We start from the raw sequence: 14,742 nt of genomic DNA on the forward strand, positions 1-14,742 counted from the left end.
CCAGCCCCCCACACGGTCCCGCAATCGGTGAGGGCACCGCACCAGACAGTTTGCTGTTCGCTTTAGAGCTAAGCACACCGACCATCTTGATTGGTCCTTGCCCGCCCACCATCGCGGGACCTTACGCGGCATGGATGCCGCGTAAGAGCCTACATGGACGTACTTGCGGCGTGTCCCGCGATGGTGGGCGGGCAAGGGCCCTGCAACCAGGCCACAGATCAGCGGCCCTGCAACCAGGCCACAGATCAGCGGCCCTGCAACCAGGCCACAGATCAGCGGCCCTGCAACCAGGCCACAGATCAGCGGCCCTGCAACCAGGCCACAGATCAGCGGCCCTGCAACCAGGCCGCAGATCAACGGCTCTGCAGCCAAGCCGCCAAGCCGCAGATCAGCCGCCCTGCAGCAGACCTGCGTAAACTGGTTTTGTCAGTCGCTCCTACCTTCAAACCGGCTGCAAATACCCATCCAACGCCGCACGCACCACGTACAACATGTCGGTGCGCGGTACTGGTCGCGTAAGCCGCGTCATCAATCGGCGTGCCTGAGTCTGCCGTACCCATGGTTGCCCTTGAAGCCACAGCTGTGTCTGCAACATGTCCGCACGTTCCTTGCGGCTTTCGGCCGACGGCGCAACGCGGTTGTGCAGATACTGCCGCGCTTCGCTCAGCGACCGCGACCATTCGATGCCGGGCAGTGCCGGCAACCACAGGTTGGAGCACGAGGCCGTGGTCAAGGTCTGGCGGGCTGCACGCATGCGCAACAACCGCGGGCAATCGGCCTGCAGGCGCGCCATCACCGCCGCCGGCACCACGCTGCGGTAGTAGCGTTGCAGCAGCAGCAGCGGCGGCAATGCCCACCACGGCGACACGCTCGCCTCTTCCCACAATTGGTCCCAATCGCGCTGCCCCATGCGCGTGGCCAGCAACGCAAGATCGTGCAGATGCATCAGCCGGATGCTGCGATGGCAGATGCCACCGGCGGCGTGCAGCAGCAGATGGCACATCAATGCGCCAATGGATGGATAGGGATTCAAGCCCGGCTGCGGGCGCTCCGGCAGGATGCGTGATGTGATGTCCACGTTGTGCACCGGCAAGCGTTCCTGGATGCGTGTGTGCAGCTCGATATTGATCGGCGCATCGCGATGCTCGCCCAGTCCCGCGACCGCTTCGCCTTGGATCGGCTTGAAGACCTGATGCTTCCATTGTTCGAACGAGGCCACGTAACCGAGTTCGCACAACAGTGCTGCTGCAGCTGGTGCGTCTTCCGGTTCCACCAGTAGATCGATATCGGCCATCGGCCGATCGCCCGGCAGGTACACGCCAAGCCGATGCAGTGCAGTTCCCTTCAGACCGACCAACGCGATGCCTGCAGCACGCGCCGCAGCATCGATGCGCGTCAGCAATACGGCGATGCGCCGATGCCGATCTTCGACATGGCGGCGTTGCTCGCTCAGAAACGTCGTCCATTCGGCGTTCTGCCATAGCGAGCGACGCTGCAGCAGCGGTGATACGCCATGCGCTGCCGCCGCTGCGGCTGCCAGCTGCCATTGCAACCGATCCCACTGCGGCGCCACTTCGCCTGGCTGCGCCAATTCCTGCGCCAGCCGTTCGGTGGCCGTGCGCAGGCCGTGCTTGATGGTGCGAAGGGAAGGCTGCATGCGAAGGTGATCCGGTAAGGCGAGGTGATGTGCGAGAAGATCGAGAGGCGTTGCGCGCTAGCCGACCAGCACGGTTGCCAGCTGGCGCGGTTGACCTGTGGCAACGCTGACCAGCGGTTCGGTGCGATGCTGTTTTTCTGATGCTATCAGGGCAGACCAGCGCGCCTCCAGGTGCTCGGATGCCTGCGCAAACGCATCGGCGCTCATCGTTGCGCGCGCCTGTTGTAGATCCACTTGCGTATGCAGCAGATCGCGCACGCTGCGATAGAACTCCGAGTCGTAAGCGCCATGGAACATCATCGCCAGGTCGTCGCTGTCCTGCCAATGGGTCTTGCCGCCCAACTGGTTTTTCACTTCTTCGTAGAACTTGGTGCCGGGCAGGGGATAGGACACGCTGACGCCGATGATGTCCGGGTTGGCCTGCGTCACCAGTGCGCGCGTGGCCAGGATGTCGTCGAGTTCCTCGCCCAGATACCCGAGTTGAATGAAGAAACCCACGCGAATGCCGCGCGCACCCAGGTGTTGGCGTGCGGCGATCACCTCGCCAACCGTGGTTCCCTTGGTCATCTTGTCGAGGATGCGCTGGCTGCCGCTTTCTGCACCCAACCAGGCCTCTGCGCAGCCGGCGCGCGCCAGTGCCGCGGCCATGCGCTCGCTGGCCAGATCGGCGCGGGTCTGGATGGTGAAGGGAATCGCGCCATCGGCATCGGTCAAACGCTGCGCAAAGGTCTCCACCCAATCGATATGGAAGCCGAAGATGTCATCGGCCATCCAGATGTGATCGGGCTGAAAACTGCGTTTGAGGTGGATCATTTCCGCAGCCACATCTTCGGCATCGCGGCGCTTGTAGTGGTTACCCCAGATCGGTTTGGCGCACCAGTTGCAGCGGAACGGGCAACCACGCGAGGCGGCCATGTTCAAGCTGAAATAGCCGTGCCGTTGCTGCCAGAAACGCTGGTAACGCGGCATGTCGACCAGGTCCCACGCCGGCAGGCCGCTCAGGCGTGCGTCCGGCGGTTGTGCGCCGCGATGCACGTGTGCCTCAGCAGAGGGGCTGGTGGCGATACGTGCAACGCCTGCGAGCCAGGCACCCGTGTCGATGGTGGGATCTGCTTCGACGCGTGCCACCAGTTCCAGCAGCGGTGCGATGCCTTCGCCGATCAGTACCGCGTGCGCGCCAGCGGCCAGAAACACATCCGGGTTGTCGGAAGCATCCGATCCGGCCACCAGCACGCGGCAACCGGCCGCACGCGCCTGCGCAATCATCTGGCAGGCAGCCTCGCGCATGCGGCTCAGGCACATCTTGGTGAGGAAGTTGAAGTTGTCTTCGTAGAACACCACCAGGTCCGGCTGCGCGGCGTGCAAGGCGCCGGTGTAGTCCTGCACATCCTCGGCCAGCATCGCGTCGAACAGGCTCAAGGTATGGCCACGCTCGCGCAGCAACGCTGCGACCTGCAGTGTTGCCAACGGTGGATACGGCTTGCCGCGCTCCCATTGCTTTGGGTCGTAACGCAGAAAATACGAATGACTGACCTGGATCTTTAGCATCTGCACAAGGCTCTCGTTCTGTCGCCAGCTACGCGCAGCAATGGCGTGCGCAGACACCGGCATTCGGCTCGGCAGTAGGTGCGCACGCAGATGCGTTTGGTTGCGCCGCTGCGATGCACACTGTGCAAAGCGTTGTGCATCTGCATCGATGGCAGCGATGCAACCTTTCAGCAACGGATCGGCACACACCGGCTGATTGATGCAATGGATGGAAGGCATGCCGCACTCGGCCGCGTTGGCGGAACACCTGCCAGTGAGCGATACCGCACGCTTGGCGCCGCCCGGCAATGCGCTATCGCCTGCAGACCCGTTCGGTGAGCGCAGTGAGCGTCGATTCGTGGTGCGCCGGCAGATTCTCGGTGCGCTGTTTCATTTCCAGAGCGACAGCGAGGCGTTGCTGGCGTTGGTGGATGCTGCCTATGCAGGCTTGCCCGCGCATCGCCTGCCGGCTGCGCCGGATTTCCATATCACGCTGGATCTGGTATCGCGTGGCCAGGCGCCATCGAGCGCAGAACCGCCACCGGTGCACACGCACGCAAGCGGTGGCTTGCTGTGCGGCATCTTGGATGCCTGCAATTACCTGATGCTGTCGGTGCCCGAGCGCCGCGCCATGCTGGTGGTCTCCGAGGACATGCTCGCCCACGCCTATCACGTGCGTTATGAGCTGATCGAATTTGCAGTGTTCTTGCTCGCCGCGCGTGGCATGGCCTTGGTGCCGTTGCATGGCGCATGCGTGGGCCGGCACGGGCGCAGCGTGTTGCTGCTCGGCGCCAGCGGTGCGGGCAAGTCGACGCTGGCGCTGCACAGCTTGCTGCATGGGCTGGACTTCATCGCCGAAGATGGCGTGTTCGTTGCGCCGGAGAGTCTGCTGACTACCGGCGTTGCCAACTTCCTGCATCTGCGCTCGGACGCGCTTGGTCTGGTCGATGCAGACACTCGCGCGTGGATCAGCGCATCGCCGACCATCCGTCGTCGCAGTGGCGTGGAAAAGTTCGAGATCGATATCCGCCATGGCCGTGCACGGCTTGCGCGCACGCCCTTGCAGATGTGCGCAGTGGTGATGCTGTCCGGCACACCTGCCAGCACGTCGGCGCAGCGTCTGCTGCCAACGCCGGCCGAGCAGATTGCCGACTGTCTGGCGCGCGATCAGCCTTACGCCGCCGGTCAACCAGGGTGGCAGCGCTTTGTCGAACAGGTGCAGCGCGTCGGCATGTTCACGCTGCGGCGCGGCGCGCATCCGCAGGCATCGGTGGATGCACTGCTGCAGCTGTTGCGATGAGGGCGCAGATGCCGGTGCGTCGTCGCGTGATCCATACGCCTGCCAGCGTGCCGAAGCGCCTCTTGCACGATGTGCGTCACTGAGATGCAGACCTCCATCCCCCGCGATCGCAGGCGTGCCAGCTTGCGCACGTTCGTCGGCACGCTGGTGCCTGCAGACGTGCCAACCATCGCGCTCTATGTTGCCTTGTCGCTGGCGGCTGCATTGGCCGGCAGCATCGTGGCGGTCTGCCTGGTCCCCTTGGTGCAGCCTGGCCATGGCGTGCAGTTGGCCGGCTATCGGTTGGCGTTGCCTGATGGTCTGGCGATGCAGACGGCGCTGTTTGCCGGCGTCAGCCTGGTATTTGCCGCACTGCGATGGCACAGCGCGCGGCTGGCCGCACGGCTGACCAGCCGCTACGCGATCGGGCTGCGCCGTCGCGTGCATGCCGCGTTGATCGACGCACCGTTGCCAGCCTTGTCCGGCGCCAGTTCGGCAGAAATCGCCAACGTACTCACCTACAACATCGAAATCGCCACACAAGGTTTCAGTGCGGTGCTGCAGCTGTTGGTAGCCGGCATCACTGCGCTGGTGAGCATCTGCATTGCCGTGCTGATCGCACCCGCGCTAGTGCTGGCGATGCCGTTGCTGCTCGCCCTGGCCTGGTTGGGCTTACGCATCTCCAGCAGCGACAGGCAGGCGCGCATCAGCCGCGACTACGTGGCCGACATGACGCAGTTGTTCTGGTTGAGCGAAGACTTCCCGCGTCGCCTGCGGCATGTGCGCTCGTTCCAGCGCGAAGACGTCGAAAGCCACCATTACGAGCGCATTTCCACGCGGCTGGGGCAGGGCTATGCACAACAGCAGGAGCTGGTGGCGGGTAGCCGCTTGGTGCTCGAACTCACTGCCGTAGCCGCGATCGCCGGCATTCTGGTGCTGGCCAATCTCTGGCAGGGCGCCGACCGCGCCGCGCTGATCACCGTCAGCCTGCTGCTCGGGCGCTTGCTGCCGTATCTGGTCACCACACGGCAAAGCGTGCAGCAACTGCGCTCGGCCTGGCCGGCGCTGCAGTTGTGGCGGCGTTATGTGGAACTGGGTACCACGCGCCCGCACGCATCGGCAGAAACGGCAGTGCCATTGCCGGCAGCGCTGCATATCGAACACATCGGCCTGGCACCGCCGCTGCCCAGGCTTGATCTCGGTCCGATGATTCTGCTGCCGGGCGAAATGACCTTGGTCGTCGGGCCGTCCGGTATCGGCAAGAGCAGTCTGATGGATGTGCTTTCCGGGCAGACCCCGCCCGCGCAGTTCACCGCGCATATGGCCGGGCGCCGGCTGGATTTCGGCGCATATCGCGCATTGGTTCGGCATAGCGCCTACATCGGCCAGGGCGTGCGGCCATGGCAGCGCAGCGTGCGCGATTGTCTGGACTGGGCGCTACCCGGCACAGCGGATGCACGCATGTGGGAGGTGTTGGGCGATGTCGGTTTGAGCGCGCGCCTGCAGCGCGACGGGCAAGGTCTGGAGACGCCGATCAACGGCCCGGAGGGACGCCTGTCCGGTGGCGAATCGCAGCGCTTGTTATTGGCGCAAGTGCTGTTGCGCAAACCGACCTTGGCGGTGCTGGACGAAGCCACCAGTGCGCTGGACGCAGATGCCGAACAGCAGGTGTTGTGCACGCTACGCCAGCGTCTGCCGCAGACCGTGTTGGTGGTGGTCTCGCACCGCACCAGTCTGGCAGCAGTGGCCGATCGTACGGTTGCGCTCGGCGTCGTGCTTGCTGCGCAGGCGGCTGTCAAAGTCGATGCAGTTGCAAGCTCGCGCGCGTAATCGCTGCGCAGTTCAATTGCGTCGGCACCTGGATTAACCGGCAATTTCTTCCAGCGCACGATTGCGCGTACGCGGCCCGAACAGCGCAATCACGCTCGCCACGATCGACATGCTGATGACGATAAACGCAAGCACGCCATGGCTGCCGACCTGAGCAAGCAGCCAACCGATCAGCACGCTGCTCACAGCGGTGGAAAGACGGCTGAAGGAATAACAGAACCCTACTGCACGCGCGCGCAATCCGGTGGGGAACAGCTCGGCCTGGTAGCCGTGATAAGCGAAGCTCATCCAGGCATTGCAGAACGCAATCATCGCCCCGCACACCACCATGCCGGTCGCCTGATGCTGCTGCGAAAACAGCACGCCAAACAGCACTGCGCCCAACGCCGATGCGGTGATCTGCCACTTGTTTTCCCAGCTCTGCGCAAACCGCAACAACAGCAGCGGCGCCAACGGGTAGGCCAGCGAGATCGCAAAGGAATAGCCCAGGCTCTTGGTCACGCCGGTGCCTTGCGCCGAGATCAGTGCCGGCAGCCAATTGCCGAAACCGAAGAAGCCGATCGCCTGAAAGATATGGAACACCACCAGCATGCCGATGCGCCCGCGATAGGGCGCTCGCCATAACAGCGATGCCTGGGTGTCGCTGTGTGCCAACGGCGCCGCCACCTGCTGCGGCATTGCCAATGGCGCGCCCAGATCGTGTTCGCAGCGCGCCTCCAGTTGGATCAGCACCGCGTCCGCTTCGGCATGGCGTCCTTGCGCCGCCAACCAACGTGCCGATTCCGGCAAACGGCTGCGCAGCCACCAGATCGCCAGCGCAAACACGCCACTCAGCAATACCACCCAACGCCAGCCGCTCACCCCCAGCGGTGCATGCGGCACCAGCAGCCAGGCGGTCAGCGCCACGGCCGGCACGGCCAGAAACTGCACGAAGAACGCAAACGCAAATGCGGCGCTACGCATATGCCGCGGCACCAATTCGGACAGGTAGGTGTCGATGGTGACCAGCTCGATGCCTAACCCGATCCCGACCACAAAGCGCAGCACGATGACGCCGGTGGCAGTGCTTTGCAGGCCCATCGCCACAGTGGCAGCGGTGTACCAGATCAACGCGAACGTAAAGACCAGCCTGCGCCCAAAACGATCGGCAAACGGACTCAGCAATGCCGCGCCGACAAACAGCCCCAGAAAGGTTGCTGCCGCAAACGCGGCCTGGTCGGACATGCCGAACACACCATCCGCACCGCTGGCGAAAATGCCATCGCGGATCAGCCCGGGGCTGATGTAGGCGGTCTGGAACAGATCGTACAACTCGAAAAATCCGCCCAGCGCGAGCAAGCCAACCAATCGCCACAGCGTGGCACTGGCCGGCAGCCGATCGATGCGCGCCGCGATCTGCGCAGCGCCGGAAGCAGGGTCAAGCGGAGCGGTCAAAGTCATTGTCATGCAGCGTGGCCAGTTCGGCATCCATCATAGCCAGCCCTCTGATCGGTCAGCAGCTGTGCTTCGCGACGCGCTCAACGCATTCGCGCACCAGCAGCCACAGGCATCTAAAAGCCCCTCTAAAAGCCCCTCTCCTGCGGGGCGAGAAGGCACGGCTTGCGCGCCACTGGCGCGCGTGTCTTGGAGCGCCCGCGCCGCAAGCGCGGGCCGGGGCGCGGAGCGGGGGCGAGGCCCTAGCAATAGTTGAGCACACGAGGCTTCGCCCGTACCCTCATCCGCCCCTGCGGGGCACCTTCTCCCGAGGGGAGAAGGGAGTAACGCCTCCATAAACCATCCCCGCTGTTCGACCACTGGAATGCTGTAATCCCCTCAGCGCCACCTGAGCGGGTAGCAATGCCGGCCGGCCAGCCCCATCTCTTGCACATCATTCATTCCCCGGAGTCATCCGATGACGCCCATTTCCGTGCTCGACCTGGCGCCGGTCTGCGAAGGCAGCGACACCACCCACGCCTTCGCCAACATGCTCGATCTGGCCCAGCACGCCGAGCGCTGGGGCTATCAGCGTTATTGGCTGGCCGAGCACCACAACATGCCGGGCATCGCCAGCGCGGCCACTGCGGTGCTGATCGGTCATGTGGCCGGTGGCACCAAGACCATCCGCGTCGGCGCCGGCGGCATCATGCTGCCCAACCATGCGCCGCTGCAGGTGGCCGAACAGTTCGGCACGCTGGCGTCGTTGTATCCGCAGCGCATCGACCTGGGCCTGGGCCGTGCGCCCGGTACCGACCAGCCCACCGCGCGCGCCTTGCGCCGCTATTTCGACAGTGCCGATCACTTCCCGCAGGACGTGGCCGAGTTGCTGCGCTACTTCGCACCGGCGGTGCCGGGCCAACTGGTGCAAGCCGTGCCGGGCGCCGGTCTCGACGTGCCGGTGTGGTTGCTGGGCTCCAGCCTGTTCAGTGCACGCCTGGCCGCAGCGATGGGCCTGTCGTTCGCGTTCGCCTCGCACTTCGCACCCGATGCGATGGACGAAGCCGTGGCGATCTACCGCCGCGAGTTCCGCCCGTCCGCACAGTTGGCCAAGCCGCACGTGATGCTGGCCTTGAACGTGGTGGCTGCCGAGACCGAGGCGCAGGCGCGTCGCCTGTTCACCACCCAGCAACAGAGTTTCGTGAACCTGCGGCGCGGCAAGCCGGGCAAGATTCCCGCACCGATCGACGATATCGACAGCTTCTGGCAGCCGCACGAACGTGCCGGTGTGGAGCGCGCGTTGGCCTGCACGGTGCTGGGCGATGCCGAGCAGATCGCGCAGGGCGTGGCCGAGTTCATCGATCGCCACACACCGGACGAGTTGTTGTTCACCGCCAACATCTACGACCATGCCGCGCGTTTGCGTTCGTTCGAAATCGCCGCCATCGCCTGCCGCGAACTGGACGTGACCACTGTGTGATTCACGTCGCTTTGCGCGGCGATCCGCTCAGATGCGTGCACATCCATTGGGAAGAACAGCATGCACCTTCAGCAACGCAGCGAGAGCATCAAGCAGTTGGCGGAATTGATCCGCGGCGTGGACATTGCGATGTTCACCACCGTCTCGGCCGACGGCAAGTTGGTGAGCCGGCCGTTGGGCACCCAGGAAGTCGAATTCGATGGCGATCTGTGGTTCGCCACCGCTGCCGATAGCCCGAAGGTGGCAGAGATTGCCGCCGACCCGCGCGTCAATGTGGCGTACGCCTCGGCGTCGAAGAACAGCTACGTGTCGGTCGCCGGTACCGCGCGCGTGGTCAATGACCGCGCCAAGATCGATGAACTCTGGTCGCCGGCAATGAAGGTGTTTTTTCCGGGCGGCAAGGATGACCCCAATCTGCGTCTGATCCACGTGCGTGCCGAATCGGCCGAATACTGGGATGGCCCGAGCGGGTTGCTGGGCAAGGCGCTGTACTTCGTGATGACGGCAGTCACCGACGACACGGGCAGCCTTTCAGACAACCGTGTGGTCGATCTGAAGTAACGGCGACCGATCAGGTGTGCCGATCGCCTCGCGCATCAGCGCTAGGCGACCGGCCACCAATCGCGCACCAGATCCAGCAGCTGGTCGGAAGTGACCCCGAACACCGCCACCGACACCAGCGCCGCCGCCCAGCCCACCAGCAGCAAGGCGCCATCGCGCTCCAGCAGGGCCAGCGCGAACAGCAGCAGGATCAGGCCGAAAATGTAGTTGGTAAACGGGATCGGCAGCGTCAGCAAGATGCCGACAAGCACCAGCAGCAAGCCGGTGAATACCTGCGCCGGGATACGATCCAGCATGCCGTGCAAACGCGGCTTGAGCAGCCGGTCCAGGCGCTGCAGCGTTGGCGCAAGCCGCGCAACGAAACGCTGGCTGGTACTGCGGCGCGGCCCACGCTCGCCGATGAAACGCGGCACCCACGGCTTGCGCAGGCAGCACATCATCTGCACGCCGATCAAGACCGTCAGCGGCCCGCTGATGCCACCGGCCACGCCGGGAATCGGAATGAAGGAGGGCAGGATCGCCAGAAACAGAAACACGCCGAACGCGCTCTGCTGCAGATCGGCCAGAATCTCGCGTACACGCAACACATGATTCGGGTCGCCCTCGCTGAAGGCCGCCAGCAAGCTGCGGATGCCTTCATTGCGATACCGCATGTGTTCGCCGCCGGAATCATCGGATGGCGGCGCGCCGTTATCCGACGATGTCATCGCTGTCCTCATCGCCGATGCGGCTCAGCAACAGCTTGTCCACGCGCGCCCCATCCAGATCCACAATCTCGATACGCCAGCCGGCCCAATCGAAGAATTCGCCGGCCTGCGGAATACGCCCGAAGTAATAGATGCATAGACCCGCGAGCGTGTGGTAATCGCCTTCGTCGGCTTCGGGCAGTTCGGCGCCCAGCACTTCGCGCAGTTCTTCCACCGGCAGCGAGCCGTCGATCAGTAACGAACCGTCCGCACGCGTGATCACCAGCGCGTCTTCGTCGGTGTTTTCCACCGCCTGCAGACGGCCGACTACTGCGCCCATCAGGTCGCTGATGGTCACCAGGCCGCGGATTTCGCCGTATTCGTCCACCACCAACGCCATCGACTGCTGTTCTTCGCGGAAGATCTCCAGCAGCTTCATCGCATGCGTGGATTCAGACACGAACAAGGTATCGCGCAGTGCCTGGAACAGGTTCTCGCCGTGCCCGCCCATGCGCGTGACCAGCGATTTGACTTCCAGCACGCCGGCGATGTCCTGGTCGCTGCCGCGATACACCGGGTAACGCGAGAATTCGTGCTCGCGCATCATCTGCAGGTTGCGTTCCGGCTCGGCGTTGGCATCCAGCCAGGCGATGCGATTGCGCGGCGTCATCAGGCTGTCGGCGGTGCGGTCGCCCAGCCGCATCACCCGGTTCATCATGTCGCGCTCGTGCGCGTCGATCACGCCGGCCTCGTGGCTTTCGGCCACCAGCATACGGATCTCTTCTTCGGTCACCGATGCCGATTCGTCCTTGCCCATGCCCAGCATGCGCAGCACCAACCGGGTCGAGCGCGCCAGCACCCACACGCCGGGTGCGGCAATTTTTGCCAGCCACGCCATCGGCACCGCCACCACGCCGGCAATGTCTTCGGAATTGCGCAGCGCCAGCCGTTTGGGGACCAGTTCGCCGAAGATCAGCGTCAGGAAGGTGATCAAGGCCACCGCCAGCGTGCTGCCGATCACCGCCGAATACGGCTTGGGCTCGCCAACCAGCGAGAAAGTGGCCGATAGCGCAGGGAAGGCTAGCTGCAGCCGCTCGCCGATGGCCTCGCCGATGGCTTCGCCGCCGAACAGGCCGGTCAGGATGCCGATCGAGGTGATGCCGATCTGCACCGTGGACAGAAAGTTTTCCGGGCTTTCGGCCAATGCCAGGGCCCGCGCGGCGCGCTTGCTGGAGCCGGCCATCTGCTTCAGGCGGCTCTTGCGCGAGGTCATCAGCGACATCTCCGACATGGCGAAGAAGCCGTTCAACAAAATCAGCGCGATAACGATCAGAAACTCAACCACGGGCGTCTTCCCCGGTCAGTGAAGGGGAGGGCGGGCGAGCACTAGGTTGGCCGGCGCGCACGAGGGCGGGGCGGCAACGGGAGGGTAGGGGGTCGTCTTCCATAGGGTGCACCCGAAGGCGCGCGAGCATGTTAGCAAACCGCAGGGTGGTTCGAGCCGGGAAATGCGCATGTGAAGGCCGCCCCAGGCACCGAGATATCCAGACACGTCACGGAACGGTCATAATTCGCCCTCGGCGTCCGTCTCTCCCTCGACGGCAGGAAGTTCTTCACCCATGTTCTCGTTGCAGACCATCTTCGGCTCCGGCAAGCAGTTCTATGCGCTTCTGAACGAAGCGGCGCAGGCCGCCTACGACAGCACCAAGGCCTTGCACGCCATGATGCGCACGTCCGACCGCCAACCCGCGCTGGACGCCTTCAAGCTGGCCCGCCTGCGCGAACGCGCCGCCTCGGACAAGATCGGCCAGGCGCTGGTGGACAGCTTCATGACCCCGATCGAGCGCGAGGACATCGAAGCGCTGGGCTCGGCGCTGTACAAGATTCCCAAGCAGGTCGAGAAGTTCGCCGACCGCTACTCGCTGGCCACCAAGCATCTGGAGCACATCGACTTCGCGCCGCGCGCGGCGATGCTGGAACAGGCCGCTGCGGTGGTGGTGGAGATGGTGACCGACCTGCCGCAGATGAACATCGATCGCATGACCGCGCTCAACGACAAGCTGCGCATGCTGGAAAACGAAGCCGACCGGCTGATGCTCGAGCTGTATCGCGACATCTATTCCGGCCGCCTGGACACGCTGCAGATGTTCCTGCTCAAGGAATTCTTCGAGATTCTGGAAAAGGCCATCGACCGTTGCCGCGAGGCAGGGGTGGTGGTGTACCAGATCGTGCTGAAGAACAGCTGAGGTCGCCGCGTGCTTACCCTAGTTCTGGTGGTGATTCTGGCGGCGTTGGTATTCGAGTTCATCAACGGCTTCCACGACACCGCCAACTCCATCGCTACCGTGGTCGCCACCAAGGTGTTGTCGCCGGGTTGGGCTGTCATGCTGGCCGCCGGCATGAACCTCATCGGCGCGCTCACCGGCACCGCCGTTGCGCTGACGATTGCTTCCGGCCTGCTCAACACCAACGTGGTCGAGGTCACCCCGCAGGTGATTCTGTGCGCGCTGCTGGGCGGCATCATCTGGAACCTGATCACCTGGTGGAAGGGCCTGCCGTCGTCGTCGTCGCACGCCTTGATCGGCGGTCTGTGCGGCGCCGGTCTGGCCGCGGCGCACAACAACTGGAACGCCTTGATCTGGTCGGAAAACATCGGCAACTGGGCCAAAAACAAGGGCCTGTTGTGGAAGGTGTTCGTGCCGATGATCACCTCGCCGATCGCCGGCTTCCTGCTCGGCATCGTGGTGATGCTGCTGCTGTGGGCGATCATCGCCGGCATGGCCAAACTCGGTGGGCCGATCGGCCGGCTGGCGCGTCCGCGCTGGGTCAACGCCTTCTTCGGCAAGGCGCAGATCGCCTCGGCTGCCTACATGGGCTATGCGCACGGCCACAACGATGCGCAAAAGACCATGGGCATCATCGCCATGACCCTGATCGGCGCGCAGTCGGCCGGTGCACTGGACGATCTGCCGAGCTGGCTGAGCTTCCTGCATCCGGGTACCGGCATTGGAGCCGGCGACGGCATCCCGATGTGGATCGTGCTGACCTGCGCGGTGGTGATGGCCGCCGGTACCGCCTCGGGCGGCTGGAAGATCATCAAGACGCTCGGCCACAAGATGGTCAAGCTGCACCCCATCCACGGCTTTGCCGCAGAAACCAGCTCGGCGACCGTGCTCACCGTGGCCGCGCATTTCGGCATGCCGGTATCGACCACGCACAGCATTTCCACCGCGATCATGGGTGTGGGCTTTGCCAAGAATCCACGCTCGCTGCGGCTGGGCGTGATCGAGCGCATCGTCTGGGCCTGGATTTTGACCATCCCGGCCGCTGGCGGCGTGGCGTATCTGATCCTGCGTTGCTTCGAATGGTTTGGCTGGACCTGAGTGCTGTCGTAGCCTGGTCACCTCGGTCGGCGACGATACGGCGCTGATTGCGGGTGGTCCTGTTGCAGGTCATCCCGTTCGACACTGATGTTCTAACGCGTTCTGCCTGAGGAAAACGCGCCGATGATGCTTGCACTGGTGTGCGTGTTGTTCCTGCTGTCCTGGCTGATCGGTCGCCGGCGCTGGCGACGCAGCGCACGCGCGCTGGCGGCGGCCACGTTGGCGTTGCTGCTGCTGGTCGGCTGCGGTCCCTTGTCGAGCTGGATGCTGCACGGCTTGCAACAGACCGGCGTCAACGATTTCAACGACTGGCGCGCGCGCAACATGATCGTGTTGCTGGGCGCGGGCACGGTGCGGCCCGATGGCCCGGATGCCACCGCCGAAGCGAACATGTTTGCTTACGGCCGCATCGTCGAGTCGGCGCGGCTGTATCGGCAATGCCGCGCGCATGGCGGCGACTGCAAGATCGAGATCAGCGGCGGCGACGCGCGCGGGCTGGGCCTGTCCGAAGCGGTGGTGTATCGGAAGGTGTTGATCGGGATAGGCATTGATCAGGCCGATCTGATCATGGAGCCCTCCAGCATGAACACCTGGCAGAACGCGCAGTTCAGCCAGCCGTTGCTGCGCAAGTACCGTGCCGATCGGGTTGTGCTGGTGTCCTCGGCCACGCACCTGCGCCGCGCCGAATTGTATTTCCGTCACTTCGGCATCAAGGCCACGCCGGTGCGCTCGGACTGGTTGACCGCCTCCTGGGCCTGGTTGCCGCAGAGCTACAACTTCACCGTGGCCGATGTCGCCCTGCACGAGTATCTGGGCATTGCGCGCTACCGGGTCTACGAGTGGTTGGGCTGGAATGTGAAGGCCACGCTGCCTGGGGAGTTGTGAGCGGGGAGTGGGGATTCGGGATTGGGAATTCGAGATTCGAG

Annotated in this window: 12 protein-coding genes; 7 read left to right on the top strand and 5 right to left on the bottom strand. The window is 64.2% G+C overall.

Translation table 11 applies throughout. The annotated features are described in order from the left end of the window. Positions 1 to 442: 442 nt before the first annotated feature. Together ABS769_RS10005 and ABS769_RS10010 are read right to left on the bottom strand one after the other, a co-directional pair. Positions 443 to 1,657 (bottom strand): nucleotidyltransferase family protein, encoded by a 1,215-nt coding sequence (locus ABS769_RS10005; RefSeq protein ID WP_317061530.1) that lies wholly within the window; start codon positions 1,655 to 1,657, stop codon positions 443 to 445. Between the two features lie 57 nt (positions 1,658 to 1,714). After that, a complete protein-coding gene (locus tag ABS769_RS10010; protein WP_317061532.1) occupies positions 1,715 to 3,268 on the bottom strand; it encodes a B12-binding domain-containing radical SAM protein in 1,554 nt (517 codons plus the stop codon). 154 nt (positions 3,269 to 3,422) lie between these two features. Here ABS769_RS10010 and ABS769_RS10015 point away from each other — a divergent pair, with 154 nt between their 5' ends. After that, positions 3,423 to 4,484 carry a serine kinase gene (locus ABS769_RS10015; RefSeq protein ID WP_317061529.1) on the top strand — a complete coding sequence of 354 codons (1,062 nt, stop codon included), beginning with the start codon at positions 3,423 to 3,425 and terminating at the stop codon, positions 4,482 to 4,484. Positions 4,485 to 4,568: 84 nt separating this feature from the next. Then, complete coding sequence (locus tag ABS769_RS10020) at positions 4,569 to 6,293, top strand: ABC transporter ATP-binding protein (protein ID WP_317061528.1); 1,725 nt, start codon at positions 4,569 to 4,571, stop codon at positions 6,291 to 6,293. A gap of 33 nt (positions 6,294 to 6,326) precedes the next feature. Here the strand turns inward: ABS769_RS10020 and ABS769_RS10025 are convergent, their stop codons facing one another. Further along, a complete protein-coding gene (locus ABS769_RS10025; RefSeq protein WP_317061527.1) occupies positions 6,327 to 7,739 on the bottom strand; it encodes an MFS transporter in 1,413 nt (470 codons plus the stop codon). A gap of 445 nt (positions 7,740 to 8,184) precedes the next feature. Here ABS769_RS10025 and ABS769_RS10030 point away from each other — a divergent pair, with 445 nt between their 5' ends. Together ABS769_RS10030 and ABS769_RS10035 are read left to right on the top strand one after the other, a co-directional pair. Then, positions 8,185 to 9,186: an LLM class flavin-dependent oxidoreductase gene (locus tag ABS769_RS10030; protein WP_317061526.1), complete on the top strand. Its 1,002-nt coding sequence runs from the start codon at positions 8,185 to 8,187 to the stop codon at positions 9,184 to 9,186. Between the two features lie 60 nt (positions 9,187 to 9,246). Beyond that, a complete protein-coding gene (locus ABS769_RS10035) occupies positions 9,247 to 9,747 on the top strand; it encodes a pyridoxamine 5'-phosphate oxidase family protein (protein ID WP_006452786.1) in 501 nt (166 codons plus the stop codon). Positions 9,748 to 9,788: 41 nt separating this feature from the next. Here the strand turns inward: ABS769_RS10035 and ABS769_RS10040 are convergent, their stop codons facing one another. Next, a complete protein-coding gene (locus ABS769_RS10040) occupies positions 9,789 to 10,454 on the bottom strand; it encodes an exopolysaccharide biosynthesis protein (protein ID WP_317061525.1) in 666 nt (221 codons plus the stop codon). Then, entirely contained in the window at positions 10,438 to 11,778 is a 1,341-nt protein-coding gene (locus tag ABS769_RS10045; protein ID WP_006452784.1) for a hemolysin family protein, read from the bottom strand. Before ABS769_RS10045 ends, ABS769_RS10040 begins: the two co-directional genes overlap by 17 nt. A 274-nt stretch (positions 11,779 to 12,052) precedes the next feature. Here ABS769_RS10045 and ABS769_RS10050 point away from each other — a divergent pair, with 274 nt between their 5' ends. From ABS769_RS10050 to ABS769_RS10060, 3 genes are all read left to right on the top strand, one after another. After that, entirely contained in the window at positions 12,053 to 12,679 is a 627-nt protein-coding gene (locus ABS769_RS10050) for a DUF47 domain-containing protein (protein ID WP_006452783.1), read from the top strand. 9 nt (positions 12,680 to 12,688) lie between these two features. Next, positions 12,689 to 13,816 carry an inorganic phosphate transporter gene (locus ABS769_RS10055; protein WP_317061523.1) on the top strand — a complete coding sequence of 376 codons (1,128 nt, stop codon included), beginning with the start codon at positions 12,689 to 12,691 and terminating at the stop codon, positions 13,814 to 13,816. A 123-nt stretch (positions 13,817 to 13,939) separates the two neighbouring features. Further along, positions 13,940 to 14,701, top strand: a complete 762-nt coding sequence (locus ABS769_RS10060; protein ID WP_317061522.1) for a YdcF family protein — start codon at positions 13,940 to 13,942, stop codon at positions 14,699 to 14,701. Positions 14,702 to 14,742 lie beyond the last annotated feature (41 nt).

The sequence above is a fragment of the Xanthomonas hortorum genome (assembly GCF_040279205.1).
In the GTDB taxonomy this organism is placed as follows: Bacteria; Pseudomonadota; Gammaproteobacteria; order Xanthomonadales; family Xanthomonadaceae; genus Xanthomonas; species Xanthomonas hortorum_F.

Bases quoted from the DNA above. Each gene is read 5' to 3' on its own strand.
- ABS769_RS10005 (WP_317061530.1), bottom strand. From the start codon at position 1,657: ATGCAGCCTTCCCTTCGCACCATCAAGCACGGCCTGCGCACGGCCACC.
- ABS769_RS10020 (WP_317061528.1), top strand. From the start codon at position 4,569: ATGCAGACCTCCATCCCCCGCGATCGCAGGCGTGCCAGCTTGCGCACG.
- ABS769_RS10035 (WP_006452786.1), top strand. From the start codon at position 9,247: ATGCACCTTCAGCAACGCAGCGAGAGCATCAAGCAGTTGGCGGAATTG.
- ABS769_RS10050 (WP_006452783.1), top strand. From the start codon at position 12,053: ATGTTCTCGTTGCAGACCATCTTCGGCTCCGGCAAGCAGTTCTATGCG.
- ABS769_RS10040 (WP_317061525.1), bottom strand. From the start codon at position 10,454: ATGACATCGTCGGATAACGGCGCGCCGCCATCCGATGATTCCGGCGGC.
- ABS769_RS10010 (WP_317061532.1), bottom strand. From the start codon at position 3,268: ATGCCGGTGTCTGCGCACGCCATTGCTGCGCGTAGCTGGCGACAGAAC.
- ABS769_RS10025 (WP_317061527.1), bottom strand. From the start codon at position 7,739: ATGACAATGACTTTGACCGCTCCGCTTGACCCTGCTTCCGGCGCTGCG.
- ABS769_RS10030 (WP_317061526.1), top strand. From the start codon at position 8,185: ATGACGCCCATTTCCGTGCTCGACCTGGCGCCGGTCTGCGAAGGCAGC.
- ABS769_RS10060 (WP_317061522.1), top strand. From the start codon at position 13,940: ATGATGCTTGCACTGGTGTGCGTGTTGTTCCTGCTGTCCTGGCTGATC.
- ABS769_RS10015 (WP_317061529.1), top strand. From the start codon at position 3,423: ATGCCGCACTCGGCCGCGTTGGCGGAACACCTGCCAGTGAGCGATACC.